Annotated in this window: 22 protein-coding genes and 1 riboswitch; of the genes, 14 read left to right on the forward strand and 8 right to left on the reverse strand. The window is 68.4% G+C overall.

The genetic code is table 11. The annotated features are described in order from the left end of the window. Nucleotides 1–25: 25 nt before the first annotated feature. On the reverse strand, nucleotides 26–3766 hold the full coding sequence (locus ACSFBC_RS02725) for a DUF748 domain-containing protein (RefSeq protein ID WP_435508765.1): 3741 nt from the start codon (nucleotides 3764–3766) through the stop codon (nucleotides 26–28). A gap of 670 nt (nucleotides 3767–4436) precedes the next feature. On the opposite strand from ACSFBC_RS02725, the gene ACSFBC_RS02730 reads away from it, so the two are divergent. The 3 genes from ACSFBC_RS02730 (at nucleotide 4437) to nrdR (ending at nucleotide 7216) form a co-directional block, all read left to right on the forward strand. Beyond that, nucleotides 4437–5276: a lytic transglycosylase domain-containing protein gene (locus tag ACSFBC_RS02730; RefSeq protein WP_435508766.1), complete on the forward strand. Its 840-nt coding sequence runs from the start codon at nucleotides 4437–4439 to the stop codon at nucleotides 5274–5276. Nucleotides 5277–5326: 50 nt separating this feature from the next. Continuing rightward, nucleotides 5327–5452, forward strand: a riboswitch (ZMP/ZTP riboswitch). Nucleotides 5453–5504: 52 nt separating this feature from the next. Beyond that, complete coding sequence (gene glyA, locus ACSFBC_RS02735; protein ID WP_435508767.1) at nucleotides 5505–6749, forward strand: serine hydroxymethyltransferase; 1245 nt, start codon at nucleotides 5505–5507, stop codon at nucleotides 6747–6749. A 23-nt stretch (nucleotides 6750–6772) separates the two neighbouring features. Beyond that, complete coding sequence (gene nrdR / locus ACSFBC_RS02740; RefSeq protein ID WP_435508768.1) at nucleotides 6773–7216, forward strand: transcriptional regulator NrdR; 444 nt, start codon at nucleotides 6773–6775, stop codon at nucleotides 7214–7216. 7 nt (nucleotides 7217–7223) lie between these two features. Here nrdR and ACSFBC_RS02745 read toward each other — a convergent pair whose 3' ends face one another. The 6 genes from ACSFBC_RS02745 to pilV all read right to left on the reverse strand — a co-directional run bounded on the left by ACSFBC_RS02745 (nucleotide 7224) and on the right by pilV (nucleotide 14321). After that, nucleotides 7224–7823, reverse strand: a complete 600-nt coding sequence (locus ACSFBC_RS02745; protein WP_435508769.1) for a GspH/FimT family pseudopilin — start codon at nucleotides 7821–7823, stop codon at nucleotides 7224–7226. Beyond that, entirely contained in the window at nucleotides 7748–8173 is a 426-nt protein-coding gene (locus tag ACSFBC_RS02750) for a type IV pilin protein (RefSeq protein WP_435508770.1), read from the reverse strand. The genes ACSFBC_RS02745 and ACSFBC_RS02750 overlap by 76 nt, the downstream gene beginning before the upstream one ends. After that, nucleotides 8170–12024: a pilus assembly protein gene (locus ACSFBC_RS02755; RefSeq protein ID WP_435508771.1), complete on the reverse strand. Its 3855-nt coding sequence runs from the start codon at nucleotides 12022–12024 to the stop codon at nucleotides 8170–8172. The genes ACSFBC_RS02750 and ACSFBC_RS02755 overlap by 4 nt, the downstream gene beginning before the upstream one ends. A 98-nt stretch (nucleotides 12025–12122) precedes the next feature. Next, the gene (locus ACSFBC_RS02760) at nucleotides 12123–12764 is read right to left on the reverse strand and encodes a pilus assembly PilX family protein (RefSeq protein ID WP_435508772.1); all 642 of its coding nucleotides are present in this window, start codon (nucleotides 12762–12764) and stop codon (nucleotides 12123–12125) included. After that, nucleotides 12761–13768 carry a PilW family protein gene (locus tag ACSFBC_RS02765; RefSeq protein WP_435508773.1) on the reverse strand — a complete coding sequence of 336 codons (1008 nt, stop codon included), beginning with the start codon at nucleotides 13766–13768 and terminating at the stop codon, nucleotides 12761–12763. Before ACSFBC_RS02765 ends, ACSFBC_RS02760 begins: the two co-directional genes overlap by 4 nt. After that, the gene (pilV, locus tag ACSFBC_RS02770; protein ID WP_435508774.1) at nucleotides 13743–14321 is read right to left on the reverse strand and encodes a type IV pilus modification protein PilV; all 579 of its coding nucleotides are present in this window, start codon (nucleotides 14319–14321) and stop codon (nucleotides 13743–13745) included. Before pilV ends, ACSFBC_RS02765 begins: the two co-directional genes overlap by 26 nt. A gap of 168 nt (nucleotides 14322–14489) precedes the next feature. Between pilV and ribD the strand changes: the two genes are divergently transcribed. The 11 genes from ribD (at nucleotide 14490) to ACSFBC_RS02825 (ending at nucleotide 22919) form a co-directional block, all read left to right on the forward strand. Next, nucleotides 14490–15620, forward strand: a complete 1131-nt coding sequence (gene ribD / locus ACSFBC_RS02775; protein ID WP_435508775.1) for a bifunctional diaminohydroxyphosphoribosylaminopyrimidine deaminase/5-amino-6-(5-phosphoribosylamino)uracil reductase RibD — start codon at nucleotides 14490–14492, stop codon at nucleotides 15618–15620. A 133-nt stretch (nucleotides 15621–15753) separates the two neighbouring features. Continuing rightward, complete coding sequence (locus tag ACSFBC_RS02780; RefSeq protein ID WP_435508776.1) at nucleotides 15754–16395, forward strand: riboflavin synthase; 642 nt, start codon at nucleotides 15754–15756, stop codon at nucleotides 16393–16395. 12 nt (nucleotides 16396–16407) lie between these two features. After that, nucleotides 16408–17562 (forward strand): bifunctional 3,4-dihydroxy-2-butanone-4-phosphate synthase/GTP cyclohydrolase II, encoded by a 1155-nt coding sequence (ribBA, locus tag ACSFBC_RS02785; RefSeq protein ID WP_435508777.1) that lies wholly within the window; start codon nucleotides 16408–16410, stop codon nucleotides 17560–17562. Nucleotides 17563–17565: 3 nt separating this feature from the next. Next, a complete protein-coding gene (ribH, locus tag ACSFBC_RS02790) occupies nucleotides 17566–18033 on the forward strand; it encodes a 6,7-dimethyl-8-ribityllumazine synthase (protein ID WP_435508778.1) in 468 nt (155 codons plus the stop codon). Continuing rightward, on the forward strand, nucleotides 18030–18566 hold the full coding sequence (gene nusB / locus ACSFBC_RS02795; protein ID WP_435508779.1) for a transcription antitermination factor NusB: 537 nt from the start codon (nucleotides 18030–18032) through the stop codon (nucleotides 18564–18566). Before ribH ends, nusB begins: the two co-directional genes overlap by 4 nt. Continuing rightward, on the forward strand, nucleotides 18563–19747 hold the full coding sequence (locus tag ACSFBC_RS02800) for a pyridoxal phosphate-dependent aminotransferase (RefSeq protein WP_435508780.1): 1185 nt from the start codon (nucleotides 18563–18565) through the stop codon (nucleotides 19745–19747). The genes nusB and ACSFBC_RS02800 overlap by 4 nt, the downstream gene beginning before the upstream one ends. Next, on the forward strand, nucleotides 19744–20181 hold the full coding sequence (ybgC, locus tag ACSFBC_RS02805) for a tol-pal system-associated acyl-CoA thioesterase (protein ID WP_183025612.1): 438 nt from the start codon (nucleotides 19744–19746) through the stop codon (nucleotides 20179–20181). The genes ACSFBC_RS02800 and ybgC overlap by 4 nt, the downstream gene beginning before the upstream one ends. Beyond that, entirely contained in the window at nucleotides 20178–20879 is a 702-nt protein-coding gene (gene tolQ / locus ACSFBC_RS02810; RefSeq protein WP_435508781.1) for a protein TolQ, read from the forward strand. Before ybgC ends, tolQ begins: the two co-directional genes overlap by 4 nt. Before the next feature lie 4 nt (nucleotides 20880–20883). After that, nucleotides 20884–21321, forward strand: a complete 438-nt coding sequence (locus ACSFBC_RS02815) for an ExbD/TolR family protein (RefSeq protein WP_435508782.1) — start codon at nucleotides 20884–20886, stop codon at nucleotides 21319–21321. Between the two features lie 3 nt (nucleotides 21322–21324). Then, the gene (tolA, locus tag ACSFBC_RS02820) at nucleotides 21325–22311 is read left to right on the forward strand and encodes a cell envelope integrity protein TolA (RefSeq protein ID WP_435508783.1); all 987 of its coding nucleotides are present in this window, start codon (nucleotides 21325–21327) and stop codon (nucleotides 22309–22311) included. 182 nt (nucleotides 22312–22493) lie between these two features. Further along, nucleotides 22494–22919 carry a universal stress protein gene (locus ACSFBC_RS02825; protein ID WP_435508784.1) on the forward strand — a complete coding sequence of 142 codons (426 nt, stop codon included), beginning with the start codon at nucleotides 22494–22496 and terminating at the stop codon, nucleotides 22917–22919. A gap of 9 nt (nucleotides 22920–22928) precedes the next feature. On the opposite strand, the gene ACSFBC_RS02830 is transcribed toward ACSFBC_RS02825, so the two are convergent. Beyond that, nucleotides 22929–23246, reverse strand: a complete 318-nt coding sequence (locus tag ACSFBC_RS02830) for a YnfA family protein (protein ID WP_435508785.1) — start codon at nucleotides 23244–23246, stop codon at nucleotides 22929–22931. Between the last annotated feature and the right edge of the window lie 131 nt (nucleotides 23247–23377).

Consider the following 23377-nt stretch of genomic DNA (forward strand, 5'->3'; position numbering starts at 1 on the left):
TTTCACAGACCGGCGCTCGATCCGGTCAACGGCTCGCCAGATTCAGTTCGGCGCCGGGTTTCCAGCCGGCATCGGAGGGGTTCGTGCGCACCGCGCCGAGGAACAGGCGTTCACTCGGCAACTGCTTGGCCAGCAGGTAATCGCGGACCACGGCGCCGCGTTCGACGGCGAGCTGCCGAATGGTCTCTTCGTTCACGGTGATGCCGGCAAGCAACAGGTCTTCCATTTGCGGCACCGGCAGGTCTTTGGCAAGCCCGATCATATTCCGCGGCTTGGTGATGTCGGCGCGCTTGTAGACCGCGGTGAGCAAAGCCGGGTACTCGGCATCGGTCAACGGGGGCACCTCGGCGGCATCCTGGCCCGCCCGCGCCGCCGCGCGCCGCTTCTCGGCTTGCAGCATCTGGCGCAGGCGCTGGCGCTTGGCCGCATCGCGTTCCTGCTCGAGGCCCGCCGTGCCGACCACGGTGAGCTGCAGCGCCGGCCGATCGGTCAGGGCCTTGGCGACCTTGTCGAGGTTTTCCTTGGCGGCAGACGACAGCGCGGCGCTGCCGGCGTCGAAGGCGATGGCGGTGGCCTCTCCTGCCCCCCCGCCGCCGAAGCCGCCGGTCAGCAGGCTGAAGGGTGCGGTCACGGCCTTGACGATCAGGTTGCCGATGGCCTTGAAGATCAGCGAGCCGATGCTGAACTGCGGATCGTTGAGCGAACCGCTGATCGGCAGGTCGACGTCGATCACGCCGTTGCGGTCGGACAGCAGCGCGACCGCCAGCCTGACCGGCAGGCTGTTGGGTGCGCCCTTCACTTCCTCGCCGAACTGCAGCTGATTGAGCACCAGCTTGTTCGCGGCCGTGAGCCGGCCCTCGGGCGTGATCTTGTAGTTGACGTCCATGCTCAGCTTGCCGCGCTCGATGCCGTGGCCGGCGTAGCGCACCGAGTACGGGGTCAGCGGCGCGAGATCGAGGTCGCGAATCTTGGCCGTGATGTCGAGCTCCAGCGGCTTGACCAGCGGATTGATCTTGCCGGAGATGTCGAGCGCCGCGGTCTGCTGCGCCTTGCCGCGCAATTCGAGATCGGCGAGCCCCGCCTTGTCGGAGGCGAAGGCGCTGAGCTTGCCGGTCAGTTCGCTCAAATCGGCCGAGTAGTTGGGCTTGACGAACAGGTCGGTGAAGTCGATCTTGCCGTTGACCAGGCTCATCGGGCCGAAACGGATCAAAGGCGCCGGCCCGCCCGCGTCGGGCGCTGGCGTGGCGCCTTCTGCTGCGGGCACCACGGCCGTCGTGACGGTGACACCACCGGTCTTGCGCTGCGTGGCGGTCTCGGGCGTTGCCGCCACCTTCGCCGCCGCGGCATCGGCGTCCTGCTGCGACTTCTTCGTGAGGTTCTGCAGGTTGAGCCGCCCTGTGGGATCGACGATCACGCGGGCGAAGAAGTCGGTCAGCGTGGTCTCGCGCACGTCGACCGACAGCGGCGCCTTGGGCACCATCGCCACCTGCAGGCCACGCAGGCTCAGCGCCTTCCAGCTCAGCAGCTGGTTGTTGCTGCGCTCCAGGCCGGGTGCATCGGACTGGGTCAGCGCGGCGCTGTTGGCGCGGAAATCTTCGACCGCCGTGTCGCCTGCCAGCTGCAGGTTCATGCCCGCGGGCTGGGTGGCGTAGCGCACCGTGCCGCGGTAGCTGGCGAAGGCGCGGCGAATGTCGATGTTGAGCGCGTCGGCGTAGTAGGCCTTGAAGGCATGGGCCGGGAAGGCACTGACTTCGAGCCGGCCTTCGGCCGACAACGGCTGCAGTACCACATTGCCCTTGTAGTCGAAGCGCCCCGGATCGGCGCGCCCGGCACCGATGCGCCCCGACAGTTGTACCGGCGAAACGGTCGCGCTGTTGGGCACGATCTTCTGCACATTGAGCTTGAGGGCCGTGATCTCGACCGCGACCGGGGCCGAACCGGCCTTGTCGGCGTACGACACGGCACCGCCGTCGATGGCGAGCGTTCCGATGCTCAAGCGCCAGGGTTGCGTGTTGGCGCCCGGCTGTGGCGCGGATGCCGACTCCGGCTTGGGCGCGGCCACGCGGGCGCTGGTCTCCTTCGCGCCCTCTTTCGACGATGCAGCCGGCGTCCTGAGCCAACGCTCGAACATCCAGCGCTTCTCGTTGTCGCGTTCGATGCGCAGCTTCGGGTTGGTGGCCGTGAAGGACGCGATGGCCAACGTGTGCTGGCTCATGTCGGCCTCGGCATCGATCAGCTCGAAACGCCCCACGCTCACCAGTGCCGTCTTGGCCTGGGTCAGCGCCAGGCCATCGGCCGCGAGACGGCGGGCCTTGAACTTGAGCGCGGCAGGTGCAGTCCAGGCCACGTCGATCTGGCCGCTGAGCTTGCCGTCGAGCGTCGGCTCCAGGCTCTGCGCCAGGTAGGGCGCGGCCAGCGACAACGGCAGCGCCGTGACCTCGGTCTGCACGGTCGCGGCCTTGTCGGTGGCGTCCCCCGAGAACTTGAGCGCTGCGCCCGCCACCAGCGTCGAGCCGCTGAAATGCGTGGGCTTGTCCATCGGCCAGGCGATGCCGGTGGCCTCGACCGCGAGCTGGCTCACATCGACGGCGGCAGCGGGCTTCGTTGTCTCGTCGCGCCAGCCGATCTGGCCACCCGTCAGCACCACCTTGTCGACCTGCACGCGCAGGGGCTTCTTCTCGGCGGCTGGCGTCGCCGCAGCGCTGGCCGCGGGCTTGGGCGGCGCCACCTTCTGGGTCGCGCCGGTCGCCGGATCGGTGGCCAGCAGGTTCAGTTGTCCGGCCGCATCGCGCGCCACCGCCAACTGGGGGCCGGCCAGTGCCACCTCGCCCAGGTGGATCACACCGTCGATCGGCCGCACATCGGCGAGCGCCAGCTTGAGCGAGTCGAAGGCCAGCAGCTCGCGCCCCTTGGCATCGGCCACGCGGGCCTTGTGGGCTTCGACCGTACCGGTGATCTTGAGGCCCGCGGTGGCGGCGCGTTCGAAGTCGATCTTGAGGTCGGCATCGAGCGTGCCGGCCTTGAGCTGGACCGGCAAACCGGCCGGGATGTAGCCCAGGTAAGGCGCGAGATCCAGACCCTTGAAGCGAAGCTGCGCATCGGTCTTGCGGCTCTCGGCAAAGGGCGTGGAGAAAGCGGCCGAGTCGAAGGCGCTGCCGTTGAGCGTGAAGGCCAGCTTGGGCTCGGTCTTGATGTCCCGCTTCGAGTCGAGGTTGCTCAGGAAGGGGACGTTGAGCACCAGGTCGCGCAGCTCGTGCTTGCGACCGACAGTGCGGTCGTCGAAGTCGACGCTGCCGCCGGACACGCTGATGTTGTAGACGGCGAAACGCGCCGGGTCTCCCGCAGGCTTGGCCGGTTCGCTCGCCAGCTTGGCGAGGATGTCGTCGATGTCGTACTTGCCGTCGGCCAGGTGCGTGAGATGCACCTCCGGTGCCTCGATGCTGACCGCATCGATCACCGGCGCCAGGCGCAGCAGCGACTGAAGTTCGGCATCGACATAGAGACGGCGAATGGCCAGCTGCGACTGACTGCCGTCGGCCGATGCAATGCGCAGATCGTTCAGCGCCAATTCGAGCGTCCACGGTTTGAAGTCGATCTTGCCAACCGTTACCTGGCGTGCGAGTTTCTCGCTCGCGATCTTCTGCAATTGGCTCTTGGCAATGGGTGGCACTGCCAGCCAGGCCACGAGCCACAGCCCAAGCAGCACCAGCACCGCGACGCCACACCGTCGCACCCATTTGTTCTGTTTCAACGAAGCGGCATTCATCGCGCGAGTGTGCCGCAATTGATCGGTGCCCGCGACGGACGCACATCCTGAAACAGCGCGTACGAAGCCGCAATGCGCAACATATCTCGCTCTGGCACTGCGAATGCTGCGCTCCAAACGAGAAAGCCCGGTGCATGACCTGCAGTCACGCACCGGGCTCGATGGCGGGCGCAAGGCCCATGCCATCTGGGCGCTCGGGCAGAAGTTGAAGGGTTCCGCCGTTGCTGGCAGCAAGAGATTGCCGCCACCTTTGCCTCTGTCGCCGGACCGTTTGGCTTGCGCCGGATGTCCGGGACGTCGGCCGGTGTCCGATCAGATCGGACGGCCTCACATTAGGCTTTTCATGCAGCGCCGGCAACACCGTTTGTCCATCGACTGGCATCGCCTCATAAGACGAAAGTCAGCATTTCCTTCATCCACCAATGCATAAAGATCAATCTCTTTATGCTTGACTGGGTATTTGGCCACTCCTAGAATCCGCCGTCGCCCCGCGCTCCCTACTCCGCGCCGGGCCTTCTCTTTCCGCCGCCGAACCTGCTTCGGCTCATCAGGCTGAAGCGCTCCTCCCTCCTCGCGCTCACCTGGTACGTACCAATCCAAGCGCTGTCGTTTGAATTCTCCGCCGCCCGCACGGGCCCAGAGACTCAGGCGCCGCACAGAAAGGAAAACGATGAACAAGGCGTTCGAGGCCACAGCCCGCGGGCTACGGACTTTCGGGTCCGATGTGGTCGACGGCTTCTTCGAGATCACGCACAACGGCTTCGCCCTGCTGGGCCTGGCCACCGTGTTCGTGGTGCTCGCGTTGATGGCCCGACCGGACTTGCGCGAAAGCGGCGAAGTCCATCTGATGAGCTGGCTGGAATCGCGCAAACCGGCACCGGAAGCCACGGCGCTCGAGCCGAATGCAATCGACCGCACGACCGCGGCGAGCCCCAAGGACCTGCCCAAGCAGCAAGCGGCCGTCGCCTTCTGGCTGAGCAAGAAGTACCGCGTCGCGGCCGAGCCGCTGAGCGTGCTGGTGGCGGAAGCCTACCAACTGGGCCAGCGCACCAAGCTCGACCCCACGCTGATCCTCGCGATCATGGCGGTTGAATCCAGCTTCAATCCCTTCGCGCAAAGCCAGGTCGGCGCGCAGGGCCTGATGCAGGTCATGACCCGGGTGCACGTGGACAAGTACGAAAGCGCGGGCGGCACGCTCGCGGCTTTCGATCCGGTGACGAACATGCGCGTCGGCGTGAAGGTGCTGCAGGAATGCATCGCACGCGCCGGCTCGCTGGAGGCCGGCCTGCGCTATTACGTGGGCGCGGCCAACCTCGCCGACGACGGCGGCTACACCGGCAAGGTGATGGCCGAACACGAGCGCCTGCGCCTGGTGGCCGACGGCCGTTCGCTGCCGGTGACGCCGCCAGCGGCTGTGCGCACCCAACCGATCCCGATCGTGGCGCCGGCCCCGGCCGCCAAGCCCGACGTCGCACCGCCGCAGAAGGTGGCGTTGCTCGAGGCCTCCTGATCCCGAACGTGGCCCGGCGGGTCACGGGCCCGTCGACGCTGGGCTACACTCGCGAGGTACGCGACTGGCGATAGGTGCCATCCCTCTTCTTGCTGCGGATGGTGCTGACGTGGAATACCACTGGGAAGCGTGCCGCCCGATCTTCGGGCGATCAGCCGTTCGCCTGGGCAGCCCTTGTTGTTTCATCTCAGAAGAACAGACAAGGACCACCGTCTTCAAAGGACTGCCATGTACCACCGCGACATCCTGGTCGAACAGACCGATCCCGAAATCTGGGCTGCGATTCAAGCCGAAAACGCGCGCCAGGAACACCACATCGAACTGATCGCCAGCGAGAACTACGCCTCGCCGGCCGTCATGCAGGCCCAGGGCTCGCAGCTCACCAACAAGTACGCCGAAGGCTATCCGGGCAAGCGCTACTACGGCGGTTGCGAGCACGTCGACGTGGCCGAGCAGTTGGCCATCGACCGCGTGAAGCAGATCTTCGGCGCCGACGCCGCCAACGTGCAGCCGCATTGCGGCGCCTCGGCCAACGAAGCCGTGATGCTGGCCTTCCTCAAGCCCGGCGACACCATCATGGGCATGAGCCTGGCCGAAGGCGGCCACCTGACCCACGGCATGCCGCTGAACATGAGCGGCAAGTGGTTCAACGTGGTGAGCTACGGCCTGGACGCCAATGAAGCCATCGACTACGAAGCGATGGAGCGCAAGGCGCACGAGCACAAGCCCAAGCTGATCATCGCGGGCGCCTCGGCCTACTCGCTGCACATCGATTTCGAGCGTTTCGCCAAGGTGGCCAAGGACATCGGTGCGATCTTCATGGTCGACATCGCCCATTACGCCGGCCTGGTGGCCGCGGGCGTGTACCCCAACCCGGTGCCGCACGCCGACATCGTCACCTCGACCACCCACAAGAGCCTGCGCGGCCCGCGCGGCGGCATCATCCTGATGAAGTCGCAGCACGAGAAGGCGATCAACAGCGCGATCTTCCCCGGCCTGCAGGGCGGCCCGTTGATGCACGTGATTGCCGCCAAGGCCGTCGCGTTCAAGGAGGCCATGACACCGGAGTTCAAGACCTACCAGCAACAGGTGGTCAAGAACGCCAAGATCGTGGCCGACACGCTGACCGAGCGCGGCCTGCGCATCGTGAGCGGACGCACCGAAAGCCACGTGATGCTGGTCGACCTGCGCGCCAAGGGCATCACCGGCAAGGAAGCCGAAGCGGTGCTGGGCAGCGCCCACATGACGATCAACAAGAACGCGATCCCCAACGATCCGGAAAAGCCGATGGTGACCAGCGGCGTGCGCATCGGCACGCCGGCCATGACCACGCGCGGCTTCAAGGACGAGGAAGCGCGCCTCACGGCCAACCTGGTGGCGGACGTGCTCGAGAACCCGCGCGATGCGGCGAACATCGATGCCGTGCGCGCCAAGGTGCATGCGCTGACGAGCCGGTTCCCGGTCTACCGTTGAGTTCCCCTGTCTAGGCCGCCCGCATGAAGTGTCCGTTCTGCGGCCATGCCGAGACCCAGGTCGTCGAGACCCGGGTCTCGGAGGACGGCGACTTCGTGCGCCGCCGTCGCCAGTGCGGCGACTGCGACAAGCGCTTCACCACCTACGAACGGCCGGACGTCAACTATCCGGTCGTGGTCAAGAAGGACGGCAGCCGCGCCGACTTCGATTCCAGGAAGGTGCGTGCCTCGATGATGCTGGCGCTGCGCAAGCGTCCGGTGAGCATCGAGCAGATCGACGGCGCACTGCTGCGCATCGACCAGAAGCTTCTCTCGAGCGGCCTGCGCGAAATCGACTCGACCAAGGTCGGCGAGCTCGTGATGCGCGAGCTCAAGAAGCTCGACAAGGTGGCCTACGTGCGCTTCGCCTCGGTCTACCGCAGCTTCGAGGACGTGGACGAGTTCAGGCAGCTGCTGCGGGATATTTGAGCCGCGGCTACCGCTTGCTGCCGCAGCGGCCCAGGCCGCAATCACCGGCCTTGTCGGGATCGCACAGCTTGGGCCGGCCAGAAGCCGGAATGACGATCGAGCTGCGGCGCTGGGTCCGGGCCTTGAAGGTCAGGCAGCCCAGTGCATTGATACCCTTGCTGCCACCCGCAAAGCCGTTGGCGTCGTAGCTGACCGAGCGGCCGAAGGCATTGCCCAGCGCATCCACCGTGACACCCTCGCGCAGCGGCTCGAAACGCCGCAGGACCACGATCTCTTCCCCCTGCTGGACCTGCACCTGCCAACCACTGTCCCAGTCGCGGCCGGTCGGCAGGACCCTGACGCTTTGCGAACGCCTGAGCGCCTCGGCGCGCGCCAGATTCAGCGCGGCGACGAAATCCCGGGTGCTCGCGCTCAGCCGCTGGTTCAGCATCAGATCGCGAAAGCCCGGAACGGCCAGCATCGCCAGGATGGCCAGCAGCCCCACCACGACCAGCAGTTCGACGAGCGTGAAGCCCCGGCCCCACCGCACCGTCATGGCCAACAGCCCGACGGCGACGCCGTGCCGGTGCAGCCCTTCTCTCCCCGGCTGTCCAGCCAGAAAGCCCATGCCAGGGGGTCGACGAAATGGCTCTTGAGCGTGGCCGTGAGCCGGATGCAATGTCGCGTACCGGTTTGCCCATCGCAGGGGCCGACCGCCAGCGTGTACTTTCCGGCGCCAGCGGTCGGACCCGAGTCGCTGCTGAAAGCCGTGCCGCGGTAGGTGGCGCGCTGTGTGTAGAAGCGTTCCTGCTGCTGCATCTCCTGCATCAGCGCGGTGCGCGCCTCGGCCCGCCAGCCCCTGCGCAACGCGTCCACGTAGGAGGCGTAGGCGATCGAGGCCAGGATGGCGATGATGGTCACCACGATCATGAGCTCCACCAGCGTGAAGCCGCGCAGGGCAAGGCGGCGGCGCGTCATTTCTTCAGATCCTTGAAGTGGAGCACCCGGCGCCAGTTCAGGCGCCCGGCCACCTGCGCGATCTTTCCACCGGCAAGCGGCCGGTCGATGGACACACCCGGTGCGTCGCCGGGCCCGGTACCGATGCTGACGACCTCGACCTTCTTCGTCTCGGTGCGGCGCCCGAAAGCGTCGGTCCGGGCGAATGCACCGTCGCCGGCCTGGACGACCAGCGGCGCACTCGGCATGCCGACGGTCGACGGGAGGCAGGTCAAGCCCGCGGACAAGCCCGTCATGGCTTCGACCGCGCAGTGGTGGCCGCCACCGCCTGCACTACAAGTGCTGGCCTGGGGAATCAGCGTGTTGAAGAACAACTGGCCATCGCTGAGCACCATGCGCGACACCAGGCGCTCGCCCTGGTCCTCGGCGTTGGGCAGGTCGAAATACCAGCCGCGCCGCTGGGCCGTCTTGTCGCTGTAGCGGCCGTAGGCGAAGGCATCGCCCGTGACCCGGAACCGGTCGCCCTCGCTGGTAACGCGGCGGCTTTGCAGTTGCGTGCGGGCGCCGCCGCCGGGGATCGCCTGGCCGTTGTCGTGGACCGCATAGATCGATTGCACGCCACGGCTTCCCACGTCGTCGGCCTCCACCCATTTCCCGGTACCGAACAGCAGGATCGCGCCGCCGTTCGGCCCGACCCCGACTTCAGGCGGCACGGTGATGGGCTGGCGCAGCCCCGCCGCGTCTTGGGCAACCATCAACGGCGCACCCGACAGGGCCAGTGCGTTGGCCGCCGTCCAGGGCGCGTCGTTCGCGAAGTCGAACTTCCAGAGATTGCCCTGGGTGTCACCCGCGTAGAGCCACCGCGTGGCGCGGTCCGCGCCGGCGTAGTCGCCGACCGGTCCGAGCGCATTGACCCGCGTGGTGTCGACGGGCGCGGGCAGCAGGACCTTGTGGTAGTTGCTGCCCATGACCCAGGGCTCGCCCGGTGCCTTGTCGAGCGACAGCAGGAACAACGCGCCGGCCCGGCTGGCGTTGGCGTTGTTGAAACCGGATGGCACCACCGCAAACCACCGGTAGGTCGCGGCCTTGCCGTTTCTGGCTGCGGTGGTGCGAAATTTCAGCAGGCGCGGCGCCTGGGTGACATGGCCCATGTCGGCGTCGTCGGCACCGCTGAACTCCCATCGGACCTGCGACGCGGCAAAGCGCTCGGGCGTGCTCACGTCCAGCGCGAAGACCCCGCGCGCGCCACCGCCCATGCCCGACACCAGCATCGTCTTCCACTGGCCGTCGGTGCCCAGGACCTCGCCCGCGACCGGACTGCCGTCGACATAGGGCTGATGGACATAGGCCGGCGAGGCGTAGGCGCCCAGCCTGTCGAACACGGCGCGCGGCACGTAGGCGAAGAGTTCGCTGCCGTCGTCGGCGGCAAAGGCGTGCAGCATGCCGTCGTTGGCGCCGACGTAGACGGCCTGCCGCCGTGCCCGGTTCGCGACCAGGAAGTCCGCGTAAGCCGGACCCTGCAATGCGGCACTAGGCGCCCCCACCTGCAGCGGCGCGGCGTTGACGATGTCGCCCATCACCGAGTCGCGCATGCGGAACACCCCCGCACTCCCGTGGCCCTCGCGCCGGCGGTCACCGCGCAGGTAGGCGACGCGGGCCTCGCCCAGCCCGTCGCGTTCGTCCATCTGCGAGTCGGGCACGCGGTCCAGGGCGGCCCGCAGCGGTGCATCGGCGCTCAATGCTTCCCACAAGAATTCGGCGCCCTGCCCCGTGCTGCGCTGCGTGAAGATCCGCCGGCTGGCCGGATCGCGGGCCGCCACAGGCGGAACCGCCTCCGGATGGCCCGTGAGCCGCTCGCCCGCATTCCAGATGGGGGTCGCGCCCTTGCTGACCGCGCCCGAGGCTGCGTCGTAGTGCAACGGATAGGCCAGCAACGAGCCCGACCAGGTGCTGCTGTCGAACTGCGGGATGTAGAGCTGCGTGCCGCTGCGCGCGACGTGGTGGCTGGCGATGGCGCCGCCCGCGGTCGTGCCGCTCGGGGCGGCGGCGCTCCGGAAGATCTCCCGGATGGCTGCAATCATCTCTTGAGGCCGGCTCGCCAGGAAGTAGCCGCGCGGCTTGGGAAAACCGTCGTCGTCCACGCCCGATTGCCATTCCGCATTCGAGACGCGTTCTTCGCCGCCGACACCGCTGGCCGTCACGAAAGGGTTGCCGTCCTGGTTGCGGTCGTCGAAGGCACCGTACTTGGCCGCCAGATAGTAGGCGCTGCCCCGCTGGGCCCGGCGCAGCGTGCCGTCACCCCGCTCGTCCACGTCGATGGTGTAGGTCTTCACACGCAGCGCGGGATGGTCGCTGCGGATCTGCTGCGTGTGCGCCCAATAGGCCAGCCCCGCCCAGCCCAGGGAGCCGGCGCTGGCCCCCGTGCCGAGCGTGGCCATGTTCTGCGCGCTGATCTGCGTGCCGCTGCGGTAGGCGAAGGCGCGGGGACCGTCGGCATTGCCGCGCGTCCTGAGCCCGGGCTTGCCCGAGGGATGGGTGTAAGCCAGCGACTCGTTGTTCTCGAAGGCGCCCACGATGCGGCTCCAGTGGGCGGTGTCGGGCTCCATCCGGGCGGGATCGGGCGTGCGAATGCCGCTCGGCCAGCCGTCGAGCCCGTCGTTGCGCAGGCCGGGCAGCGACTGGTCGTGATGCGTGTTGAGATCGCCGATGGCCAGCACCTGGTTGCGCTGGCAGCCTTCGACCACGGGATCCCACAGCGCCCGATCGCCGACGCCCCAGTGGCGGCTCTGGTTGTAGACCGGGAATCCGTCCTTCATCGCCGCCGTCATGCCTGCCGCAGCCGGCTCGGACGGTGGCTGCCCCTGCAGGTAGCGCAGCGACTCGTAGTACAGCTCACCGACAGGGTCCAGGCCCTTGTAGGTGCCCGCCACCGGGCCGGTGCGCCCGAACTGGTTCAGGTAGTTCGCCACGCCGCTCAGGCCTTCACTCGCGGCCAGCGGGTTGCGCACGAACACGCCGGAGGTCGCATCCCACTCGGCGGCCTCGTTGGCGATCTTTTCGAAGCGCTCGTTCTGCCCGTTCGGGCCGGTGAACTTCATGGGCGCGCGCAGCACGCCGCCATAGCGCGCATTGGTGTTGTCCGTCAGATAGCCGAAGACGGCGAAGCGCATCTTGTCGGCGTAGGTCTGCAGCGCCCCGACGGGCTTGGCCTGTCCGCTCGGGTACCTGAAGCACAGATCGCGTCGCGTCGTGCCCTCGGCGCCGCTGCAGACCTGCACGCGCGCCAGGTACGGTGCCGCGCCGCCCGGCCCGTAGGCCTGGTTGGCGCCGGGTGCGTCGCAGTGGCCCCTGGTCGCGGAACCGACGAACAGACGGTCTCGGCAGTTGGCGATGCGCACCGAGCCGTTGGCCCTCACCTGCCCGCTTGCGACCAGGGGCGTGAGCTGGTCGAGACGGCCGCGCAGGGTGCGGGCCGGAAAGTAGCGCTCGGCGTTGTAGAAATCGTCCGGGAGCACGGCCCGTTGCAGCACCGTCGTGTCGGCGGTGTCGATCACACGGTCGCCGCCGGTCATGGCGTAGCGCAGCATGTCGATGGCCGACGAAGCAGCCCAGTTGAGCATGTTCCCACTCCACTGATTGACGCAGACGATACCGTCGGGGCTCTCGCTCGCATCGGCGCCGCGCCGGAAGAAGCCATCGGCCGCCGCGTAGTCGTAGCAGCCCATCGGGTCCCAGTAACCGATGTAGGTCTTGCGAAGATCGAACTCGCCACGGTAGGCCGCGCCGGTGGTCGGATATGCCACCGACAGGTCCAGCACCATGTTCGGCTTCACGCGCGCCGTGGTGGCGAACAGCGGCTCGGCGGCCAGCACGGCGTCGGGCGGGCGCGCAGGCGCATCAGCCCTCACACAGGGCCCGGTCAGGCAGAGCGACGATGCGACGAGGCTGCACCGGAGGATCGATTGCATGCTCATGGGCACCCCGGGCTGGTCATGGATTTGTAGAGCGTGGTTTGCAGCATCACCTGCGTCCGGGCGTCGACACCGAAACCCACGGCGGTCACGCGGAACAGGTGGGTGGCGCCCTCGGCGCTGGCACCTTGCAGGCGGTTGGCCTCCCACCCGCCGTGGTTGCGGATGGCCTCGACGACATAGCGAGGCAGATGGGCCGGTACCGCGCCCTGGTCTTCGCCCGCCACGTAAGCCTGTCCGGTGAACTGCCCGTAGGACACGGCAACGGCGCTCGCGGGCGAGAGATCGGCGGAAATCCAGGCGGGTGTTTCGCCCGGTGCGGTGGCCGCGCACAGGCCAAGGTTTCGGCCCGTGCCGCAACCGACGGTAAATGCGGCGATGTCTCGGTTGTCGAACAGGCACAGCCGGGCCGCGGCGTCGGCGTTCGGGCCGAGCACATCGCGCTCGGCATCGACCAACGCGGCCTCGGCGGCCTGCAGTGCGATTTCGGTGTCGCGATCGCTGCGGGCCGCCGCCTCGTTGACCAGCGCCAATTGCGCCGCGGACACGCTCAGCACCATGACGATGGCCAGCAACAGCAGCACCACGATCAGCGAGAAGCCGCGCTGGGCGGCCCCGCAACCTTGGGGCTTCGCACTCACGAAGGGTCCTTCACGGCATTGCGCAGCATCAGCGTGAAGGTCGTCGTCAGGCGGAAACGGCCATCGTCCGGCGGATCGAAAGACACGCGGCGCTCGAACGCAGCGCCCAGCGGTGTCATGGCGGCGAGGGCCGTCCCCGCGTGCCTCAGATCTGCGTTGGGCCGCGCACTGCGCACCACCATGCCGATCCGCAGCCCCACGACCTTGCGCCACTCGGTGCTGGCCGGCACGTTGGCGGCGCGGGCCTGTTCGTCGAGTGCCTCGGCATCGAGCCAGCGCTCGGGCACGCTGTCGCCATCGGCGTCGTAGCCGAACACCACCTTGAACCGCTCGACGCCGCGCGCGATGGGCTGCGACTGGAAGCTGTCGGCGGCGCCGGGGTGGACCACACGCCGCTTGCAGTACAGCTCGGGTTCGCCGTCGGCGGCCCGCGCCACGTAGAAGAAGCTCCAGGCGCGCGCCGCCTCCGGCGCGGCGCCCCCGGGCCCGCTCACCGCCTGCCCGAGGCAGTCGACCATGGTGCTGTCGGGCTCGTCGCTGTCGAAGGCGCTGCGGCCGAAGAAGCGCACCAGCAACGAATCGTTGGCCCCCACGGGATCGGTGCCATCCACGCCGACGCTGTCGCCCGTGCTCGGAACGATCGTGCGGGTCGCACCGAAGACATGGAGGCTCGACAGATGATCGGCGGCGTCACCCGGCAGCGCCGTGTTGGCGGCGACCACGCCGATGCCCTCGACCGCCCTGTCGGGCGCGTAGTCGGCATAGCCGGCCTGCCGGACCACGTTCTGCACCACGTAGCGTGCATAACGCATCGTGTCCTGCACCTGCTGGATGTCGGCGTTGGCATCGAACAGCTTGCGGGCGGCGAGGAAGGCGGTGCCGGCCGCCAGCACCACGATCAGCCCGATGGCCAGCGCCACCATCAGCTCGATCAGCGTGACGCCGCGAGCCGGGCGGTGGTGCCCGGCCGGGCGCGGCTCAGAAACCTTCGGCCACATGGTCATCACCGTCGTGTCCGGGACTCAGTTGCATGACCAGGCGGGGCGGTGGGGCGGCGCCGTCGGCCTTGTGACCCACCCGGGGCGCCCAGCCCAACTTGACGGCAAGCGTGCGCCCGGCGTGGGTGCAGGCCCAGACATCGTCCTCGGCCCGGGCAAAGGCCTCATCGAAGCAGACCACCAGCCGCGCCTCGGGCAATGCGACCTGCACACGAAGCGCCCATTCGTGCACGTCCCAGGCTGCCAACTGCGCAGCGGTGCAGGACGCTTCGCCCACGCAGGCCAGCGCGCTGGCGGGAGCCGCGTCGCCCGCGCCGAGTGCGAGGAGATAGGCGTTCGCAGGGTCGTTTCTCGCCGCAATGCCCGGATTCGCGCGCAGCTTCTCGGACAGGTCGCGCGCCAGGTCCACGGCCGCACTGAACACGGCCGATTCGCTGGCACTGCGCAGCGACGTAAGCAGCATGCCCGCCGCGCCCAGCAATCCCGCGCTGAGCACGAGGACCGAGACCAGCACCTCGAGAAGAGAAAAGCCTCCGGCCAGACGTTTGGAACACGTCATGTTCTATGCCTCCCTGCAGGCCCTCGATCGCCGGCAGGAATCCCCTGCTCGTCCGTCGAAGTGCCGGGAGTCTAGATTTGAACCTCGACGGACCGCCTGCCGTTCGTCGCCTCGCGCGACCACTCGTATGATCCGTCGGCGCGCCACGCGCCCTTCGATCGCTCCTCCATGCCTCTTCCCTCCCTCGACGCGCAGCACATCGCGCACGCCCAGCAACTGGCCTCGGACGCCCGCCTGCTGACCGATCCGAATCCGCGCGTCGGCTGCGTGCTGGTCGCGCCTTCGGGCGAGGTGATCGGCAGCGGCCACACCCAGCGCGCGGGCGGCCCGCATGCCGAGGTGATGGCGCTGCGCGATGCCGCGGCGCGCGGGCTGTCGGTGGCCGGCGCCACGGCCTACGTCACGCTCGAGCCCTGCGCCCACCACGGCCGCACCGGCCCCTGCTGCGACGCGCTGGCCGCGGCCGGCATCGGCCGCGTCGTGGCCTCGATCGCCGACCCGAACCCGCTGGTCGCGGGCCAGGGCTTCGCACGGTTGCGCGCCGCCGGCGTGGTGGTCGAGATCGGCGCCGAGGCCGAGGCGACGCGTGAACTCAACATCGGCTTCTTCAGCCGCATGGTCCGCCAGACGCCCTGGGTCCGGCTCAAGACCGCGGCCTCGCTCGACGGCAAGACGGCGCTGTCCAACGGCGTGAGCCAGTGGATCACCTCGGCCGAGGCTCGCACCGACGGCCACGCCTGGCGCGCCCGCGCGAGCGCCGTGCTGACCGGCGTCGGCACGGTGATCGACGACAACCCGCGCCTCGACGTGCGGCTGGTCGAGACGCCGCGGCAGCCGCATCTGGTGATCGTCGACAGCCGGCTTCAAACGCCGCCCAATGCCCGGTTGTTCGACGTGCCCGGCCGCCAGGTCTGGATCTACGCCGCGCAGGCCGACGAAGCCCGGGCCGCCGCGCTCGCGGCGCGCGGCGCGACCATCGTCCAGTTACCCAATGCCGACGGCAAGGTGGACCTGGGCGCGATGCTGCACGACCTGGCCCGGCGCGAAGTCAACGAATTGCACGTCGAGGCCGGCCACAAGCTCAACGGCTCGCTGCTGCGCGAAGGCTGGGTGGACGAGTTGGTGGTCTACCTGGCGCCCAAGCTGCTCGGCGAGGGCCTGGAGATGGCCAGCCAACCCTTCGCCGGCGGCCCGCTGAGCGCATTGAGCGGTGCCCTGCCCCTCGAATTTCGCTCTGTGGAACGCTTCGGCCCCGACCTGCGCATCGTGGCCCGCGTCGCCGGCCGGGACGCTTTCTAGAAACCGGGACGCAGGCGGCCGCCGCCGGGCCGCCCCAAGGCGAACCGCGCCTCCCCCTCGGGGGGTGGCGAATTACATGGTGCAAAGCGCCATGAAAAGCCGGGGGGCTCCCGTTCTCTGCGAAAATGCGCGGATGTTCACCGGCATCATCACCGGCGTGGGGCGCATCGCCGCCGTACGCAACCTCGGAAGCTCCTCCTCCCACGGCAAGCGCCTCAGCATTGCCACGCCGCCCGGCTATCTGGACGACGTCGGCCTCGGCGACAGCATCGCGCTCAACGGCGCCTGCATGACCGTGACCACGCGCGATCCGGCGCAGCAGCAGTTCACCATCGACATTTCCGTCGAATCGCTGGACAAGACCGCCGGCCTGGCCGAAGAGAGCGCTCGGGTCAACCTGGAGAAGGCGCTGCGCGCCAACGACCGTCTGGGCGGGCACATCGTGTCGGGCCATGTCGACGGCATCGGCACGGTGCGCCGCTTCGCGCCGGTCGGCGAAAGCTGGGAACTGCGCGTGCTCGCGCCGCCCGCGCTGGCCCGCTTCCTCGCCTACAAGGGATCGATCACCGTGAACGGCGTGAGCCTCACGGTCAACAGCGTGACCGATGGGGCCGACGGCAGCGAGATCAGCATCAACCTGATCCCGCACACGGTGGAAAACACCTCGCTCGGCACGCTGCGCGAAGGCAGCCGCGTGAACCTCGAAATCGACACCGTCGCTCGCTACGTCGAGCGCATGCTCCAGGCCGGGATGCTTCCCGCCGCAACCTCCTAAACAGCACACGCCATGAACGCATCCGTCACCCCCATCGCGGGCAACCGCAACGGGCGGGCCCCGGCCCCCATCTCGCCGGTCGAGGAAATCGTGGCGGAAATCGCCGCCGGCCGCATGGTCATCCTGGTCGACGAGGAAGACCGCGAGAACGAGGGCGACATCGTGCTGGCCGCCGACCACGTGACGCCCGAAGCCATCAACTTCATGGCGCGCTACGCCCGCGGCCTGATCTGCCTCACGCTCTCGCGCGAGATGTGCGAGCGGCTCAACCTGCCGCCGATGGTGGCGCGCAACGGCGCCCAGCACTCGACCGCGTTCACCGTATCGATCGAGGCCGCCGAAGGCGTGACCACCGGCATCTCGGCGGCCGACCGCTCGCGCACCGTGCAGGCGGCCGTCGCACGCAATGCCGTGGCAACCGACCTGGTCCAACCCGGCCACATCTTCCCGCTGCAGGCGGTCGACGGCGGCGTGCTGATGCGCGCCGGCCACACCGAAGCCGGCTGCGACTTCGCCACCATGGCCGGCTGCTCGCCCGCATCGGTGATCTGCGAAGTCATGAACGAAGACGGCACGATGGCGCGTCTGCCCGACCTGCAACTGTTCGCGGCCGAGCACGGCCTGAAGATCGGCACCATCGCCGCGCTGATCGAACACCGCAGCCGCACCGAGACGCTGGTCCACAAGGTCGGTTGCCGCGAGATCGAAACCGCCTGGGGCCGCTTCACCGCCCACGCTTTCCAGGACAAGCCCAGCAACGGCGTGCACCTCGCGCTGGTGCGCGGCAGCTGGAACAGCGACGAGACCGTGGCCGTGCGGGTGCACGAGCCGCTGTCGGTGCTCGATGCGCTCGAGATCAACCGCTCGCTGCACTCCTGGAGCCTCGACGCCAGCCTGGCCTACATCGCCAAGCAGGACAAGGGCGTGGCGATCCTGCTCAACTGCGGCGAGACCGCGGCGGAGCTGCTGGCCCAGTTCGACGGCACCGCGCGTCCGGCCCAGGCGCCCGAGCGCGGCCGCATGGACCTGCGCAGCTACGGCGTCGGCGCGCAGATCCTGCGCGAATGCGGCGTGCACAAGATGCAATTGCTGGGCACGCCGCGTCGCATGCCCAGCATGGCGGCCGGCTACGGCATCGAAATCACCGGCTACATCCACAAGGACTGACACGTGCTTCACGCAAACAAGGGCGAGCTTCTGGCGCTCGACGGACAAGGCCTGCGCATCGGCATCGTGCAGGCACGCTTCAACGAAGACATCACCGATGCACTGGCCGAGGCCTGCCTGGCCGAACTCTCGGCGCTCGGCGTGGCCGATGCCGACATCGACCACGTGCGCGTGCCCGGCGCACTGGAAGTGCCGGTGGCGCTGCAGGCCATGGCCCGGCGCGGCGGCTACCACGCGCTGGTCGCGCTGGGATGCATCATCCGCGGCGAGACCTACCATTTCGAACTCGTGGCCAACGAATCGGGCGCGAGCGTGAGCCGCATCGCACTCGACCACCACCTGCCCATCGCCAACGCGATCCTCACCACCGAAAACCTGGACCAAGCCGTGGCCCGCCAGACCGACAAGGGCCGCGATGCGGCGCGCGTCGCCGTCGAAATGGCGCAGCTGCTGGCCACCACCCTCTCATGACCGCAGACCTTCCCCCCGACCAAGACGCCAAGCCGCGCCAGGTGCGCACCGGCCTCACCAGCACGGGCGCACGCAAGGCCTCGGCCAAGTCCAACCGCAGCCGCTCGCGCGAATTCGCGCTGCAGGCGCTCTACCAGCACCTGGTGGGCCGCAACGATGCGACCGAGATCGACCATTTCACACGCGACCTGGCCGGCTTCCACAAGGCCGATGCCGCCCACTACGACGCGCTGCTGCACGGCACGATCCGCGAAGAGGCCGAGCTCGACGCGCTGATCCAGCCGCTGCTCGACCGCAAGTTCGGAGAGATCTCGCCGATCGAGCATGCCGTGATGTGGATCGGCGTCTACGAATTCCGGCACTGCCTCGACGTGCCATGGCGCGTGGTGCTCAACGAGTGCATCGAGCTGGCCAAGGAATTCGGCGGCACCGACGGCCACAAGTACGTGAACGCGGTGCTCAACGGCCTGGCGCCGACGCTGCGCAGCGTCGAGGTCGAAGCCGATCGCGCGTCGGGGAAAGCGCGCGCATGAGGATCTCGAGCCGTGCGGAAAAGATCGAGCCCTTCTATGTGATGGAAGTGGCCAAGGCCGCCAGCGCCCTGGCGCGCGAAGTGGCCCACACCGACCGGCCGATGATCTTCCTGAACATCGGCGAGCCCGACTTCACCGCGCCGCCCCTGGTGCAGGAAGCCGCCGTACGGGCCGTGCGCGCGGGCGCCACGCAGTACACGCAGGCCACCGGCCTCGAACTGCTGCGCGAACGCATCAGCGGCTGGTACCGCGAGCGCTTCGGCGTCGACGTGCCGGCCCGTCGCATCGTGATCACCGCCGGCGCCTCGGCTGCGCTGCAACTGGCCTGCCTGGCGCTGATCGAGGCAGGCGACGAGATCCTGCTGCCCGACCCCAGCTACCCCTGCAACCGCCATTTCGTGACGGCCGCCGAAGGGCGCGCCGTGCTGGTGCCGACCACCGCGGCCGAGCGCTTCCAGCTCAGCGCGGCCAAGGTCGAGGCGGCCTGGACCGACAAGACGCGCGGCGTGCTGCTGGCCTCGCCCTCGAACCCGACCGGCACCTCGATCGCGCCCGACGAACTGCGCCGCATCCACGAGGTGGTGTCGCGTCGCGGCGGCATCACGCTGATCGACGAGATCTACCTCGGCCTGTCGCACGACGACGCCTTCGGCCAGACCGCTCTGGCCATCGACGACCAGGTCATCAGCATCAACAGCTTCAGCAAGTACTTCAACATGACCGGCTGGCGACTCGGCTGGCTGGTGGTGCCCGATGCGCTGGTGCCGGCGGTAGAACGCCTGGCGCAGAACCTGTTCATCTGCGCGAGCACCGTGGCGCAGTACGCGGCGCTGGCCTGCTTCGAGCCCGAAAGCATCGCCGAGTACGAACGCCGCCGCGCCGAGTTCAAGCGCCGACGCGACTGGTTCATTCCGCAGCTCAATGCGCTCGGGCTCACGGTGCCGGTCGAACCCGACGGCGCCTTCTATGCCTGGGCCGACTGCACCGAGTTCGCGCGCAAGCTGGGCATCGAAGGCAGCTGGGACTTCGCCTTCGAGGTGATGAAACGCGCCCACGTCGCGATCACGCCGGGCCGCGACTTCGGCACGGCCGAGACCGCGCGCTTCGTGCGCTTCTCGACCGCCAGCTCCATGGCGCACCTCGAAGAAGCCATCGCGCGGCTCAAGACGCTGGCCGGATGAGCTTCCAGTTCCCGATCCGCATCTATTGGGAAGACACCGATGCCGGCGGCATCGTGTTCTATGCCAACTACCTGAAGTTCATGGAACGCGCGCGCACCGAATGGCTGCGCGACCTGGGCATCGAGCAGCGCGCGCTGCGCGAACAGAGCGGCGGGATGTTCGTGGTGAGCGAGACCCAGCTCAAGTACCACCGGCCCGCACGGCTCGACGACGAACTGCTTGTGACGGTCGAACTTCGTCAGACCGGTTCGGCGTCCGCCATAATCGCTCAGCGAGTGCTATCAAAAGAAGAGCAACCCTCTTTGCTGTGCGAAGGCACGATCCGCATCGGCTGGGTCGATGGCCTCACATTGCGCCCAGCCCGCATTCCGGCCCATGTTGCGGGAACCCTCGAGCGCCATCGCGGCTCCATGTCTCAACCTCTCACGCCATGAACCAAGACCTTTCGATCCTCACCCTCCTGATCCATGCCAGCCTGCCCGTGCAACTCGTGGTGCTGCTGCTGGCCGGCATTTCGATCGCCAGCTGGGCGGCGATCTTCCGCAAGTTCTTCGCACTCAAGCGCATGCGCGCCCTCAACGACGAGTTCGAGCGCGACTTCTGGTCGGGCACCAGCCTGAACGAGCTGTTCGCCTCCGCGGCCCAGAACGCCAAGCTCGCCGGCCCGATGGAGCGCATCTTCGCTTCCGGCATGCGCGAGTACCAGAAGCTGCGTGAACGCCATGTGGCCGACGCCGCCACGCTGCTCGACGGCGCGCGCCGCGCGATGCGCGCGAGCTTCCAGCGCGAGCTCGACGTGGCCGAATCCAACCTGTCCTTCCTGGCCACGGTCGGCTCGGTCTCGCCCTACGTGGGGCTGTTCGGCACGGTCTGGGGGATCATGCATGCCTTCACCGGCCTGGCCGCGCTGACGCAGGTCACGCTGGCCACCGTCGCGCCGGGCATCGCCGAGGCGCTGGTCGCCACCGCCATCGGCCTGTTCGCCGCCATCCCCGCGGTGGTCGGCTACAACCGCTTTGCGCGCGAGATCGACAAGACCGCGATCGCACTCGAGACCTTCATCGAAGAGTTCTCGAACATCCTGCAGCGCAACCTGTCGACCCAGCCGGCGCCTTCGAGCGCCGGCCGCTGAGCCCATGCCCGCCACCTCCTCCCGCGGCCGCGGCCGCCGCACGATCAACGAGATCAACATGGTCCCGTTCATCGACGTCATGCTGGTGCTGCTGATCATCTTCATGGTGACCGCGCCACTGATCACACCCAGCGTGATCAACCTGCCGAGCGTCGACCGCGCCAACAAGCAGCCCGACAAGCCGATCGAGATCGTCATCAAGACCGACGACGAGATCCAGATCAAGAAGGACCCGTCCACCGGTTCGGGCGGCAGCGCCATCCCGTTCGCGCAGATCGGCACGGCCGTGCAGACCGCACAGGGCGGCGACGCCGAACGCCCGGTGGTCATCAGCGCCGACAAGTCGGTCAAGTACGAGACCGTGGTCAAGGCCATGAACCTGCTCAAGCGCGCGGGCGTCGAGCGGGTCGGGCTGTCGGTCACGACCACGGGCGCGAAGTAAGGCATGTCGCTCGCCGCCGACCGCCCCGAGTTCGCCCCCCCGCCCCAACGCGGCACGCCGCGCGCCATCGCCTTCGCGCTGGCCGCGCACGCGGTGCTGATCGCCGCGCTGACCTGGGGCGTGCACTGGAAGCGCGACGCCGAGAGCGACGCGGTCGAGGCCGAGATCTGGTCGACCACGGTGCAGCAGGCGGCACCGCGCCTGACGCAGCCGCCGGCGCCCGTGCCGCCGCCCGCGCCCGCGCCGACACCTGCACCACCGCCTCCGCCGCCCCCACCGCCGCCCGCGGCGAGGGCGCCCGAGCCCGCACCCGCCCCGCGTCCGCCCGACATCGCGCTCGAGCGCGAGAAGAAGGCGCGCGAGCAGAAGGAGCGCGAGCAGGAGATCGAGCAGGCCAAGCAGGAAAAGAAGATGGAAGCCGCGAAGAAGGCGGCCCAGGAAAAGAAGGAACTCGAGGCCAAGCGCCGCGCCGAAGAACAGGCCGAAGATCGCAAGGAAGCACAGGAGAAGGCGCAGGCCGACGCACGCAAGAAGAAGGAAGCCGAGGCCAAGCAGCAGCAACAGCAGCAGGCCGAGGCCGCGAAGAAGAAGGAAGCCGATGCCGCCAAGCAGGCCGCGGCCGACCGTGCCGCCACGCTCAAGCGCATGCAGGGCCTGGCCGGCGCCAGCGGTGACGACAACGCGACCGGCACTGCACTGAAGTCCTCCGGCCCTTCGGGCAGCTACGGCGGCAGAGTGGCGGCAGCTGTGCGCCCGAACGTCGTCTTCCCCGACGCCGAACTCGTCAACGGCAACCCGGGTGCCGAATTCGAGGTCAAGCTGGCGCCCGACGGCACCATCGTGGGCACGCCACGGCTGGTCAAGTCCAGCGGGCTGCCCGCCTGGGACCAGGCCGCACTGCGCGCGCTGCAGAAGACCGAGAAGCTGCCACGTGACATCGACGGCCGCGTTCCTCCGGCACTGATCGTCGAGCTCAAGCCCAAGCGCTGAGCCTTCCCGCCGCCCTGCGGGTTGATCTGCATCAACCCGCAGGGCGCACCGCGCCCCTACGCTCGAGGTCAAGACCGCAGCGCCATCGGGGGCATCCGCCACCGACGATGGCCTGGCTGTGGTCACATGTCGCAGGGGCCGCCCACGCGGTCGCCCTCTTCCATGACCTTGAAAGGACTCTCATGAAAATCCTCGTCGCCGTTGACGGCAGCCCGTACACCCAGAAGGCCCTGGCCTACCTGTCCGACCACCGCGCCATGTTCGTCGAAGGCCATGAACTCGTCGTGCTGCACGTCTGCACCGCCTTGCCGGGCAACGTGAAGCGCCATGTGTCCAAGGAAGTCGTCGACGGCTACTACGCCGAAGAAGCAGCCAAAGTCCTCGAGCCCGTGAAGAAAGCGCTGGCCGACCAGGGCGTGAGCGCGTTCACGACGCAGGAGCGCCATGGCCACGCACCCGAGGAGATCGTCGCCGGCGCCAAGGAAGCCGGCGCCGGGTTGATCGTCATGGGCACGCATGGCCACGGCATGTTCGGCCGCGCGCTCATGGGCTCGGTGGCCAGCAAGGTGATCGCCGAGAGCCCGGTCTCGGTGCTGCTGGTCAAGTAGGGCACGCTCTCACTTGGGCTGGAACATGATCAGGCCCATGCCCGTCAGCGCCACCACCACGCCGGCCACGTCCCAGGGCGTGGGCCGGATGCCGTCCACGGCCCACAGCCAGGCGATCGCCACGCCGATGTACACACCGCCATAGGCCGCATAGACGCGGCCCGCGGCCGTGGCATGCAGTGTGAGCAGCCAGGCGAACAGCGCCAGGCTCAGTGCCGCCGGCAGCAGCAGCCAGACCGACCTGCCCTGCTTGAGCCACAACCACGGCAGGTAGCAGCCGACGATTTCGGCCAGCGCGGTGGCAATGAACAGCGCGAGAGTTTTCATGCGCGCATTGTCGTGGCTGCCCGTCCGACACCGCGCAGCAGCGCCGCCCTGCGCGAGCCTTCCGACGGGCTCGCCCCTGGAGCCGAGCCGCTGACGCTCGCCCGGCCACGGCGGCGCCGCGCACCCTGACG

The organism is Variovorax frigidus (assembly GCF_051216515.1).
In the GTDB taxonomy this organism is placed as follows: Bacteria; Pseudomonadota; Gammaproteobacteria; order Burkholderiales; family Burkholderiaceae_C; genus Variovorax.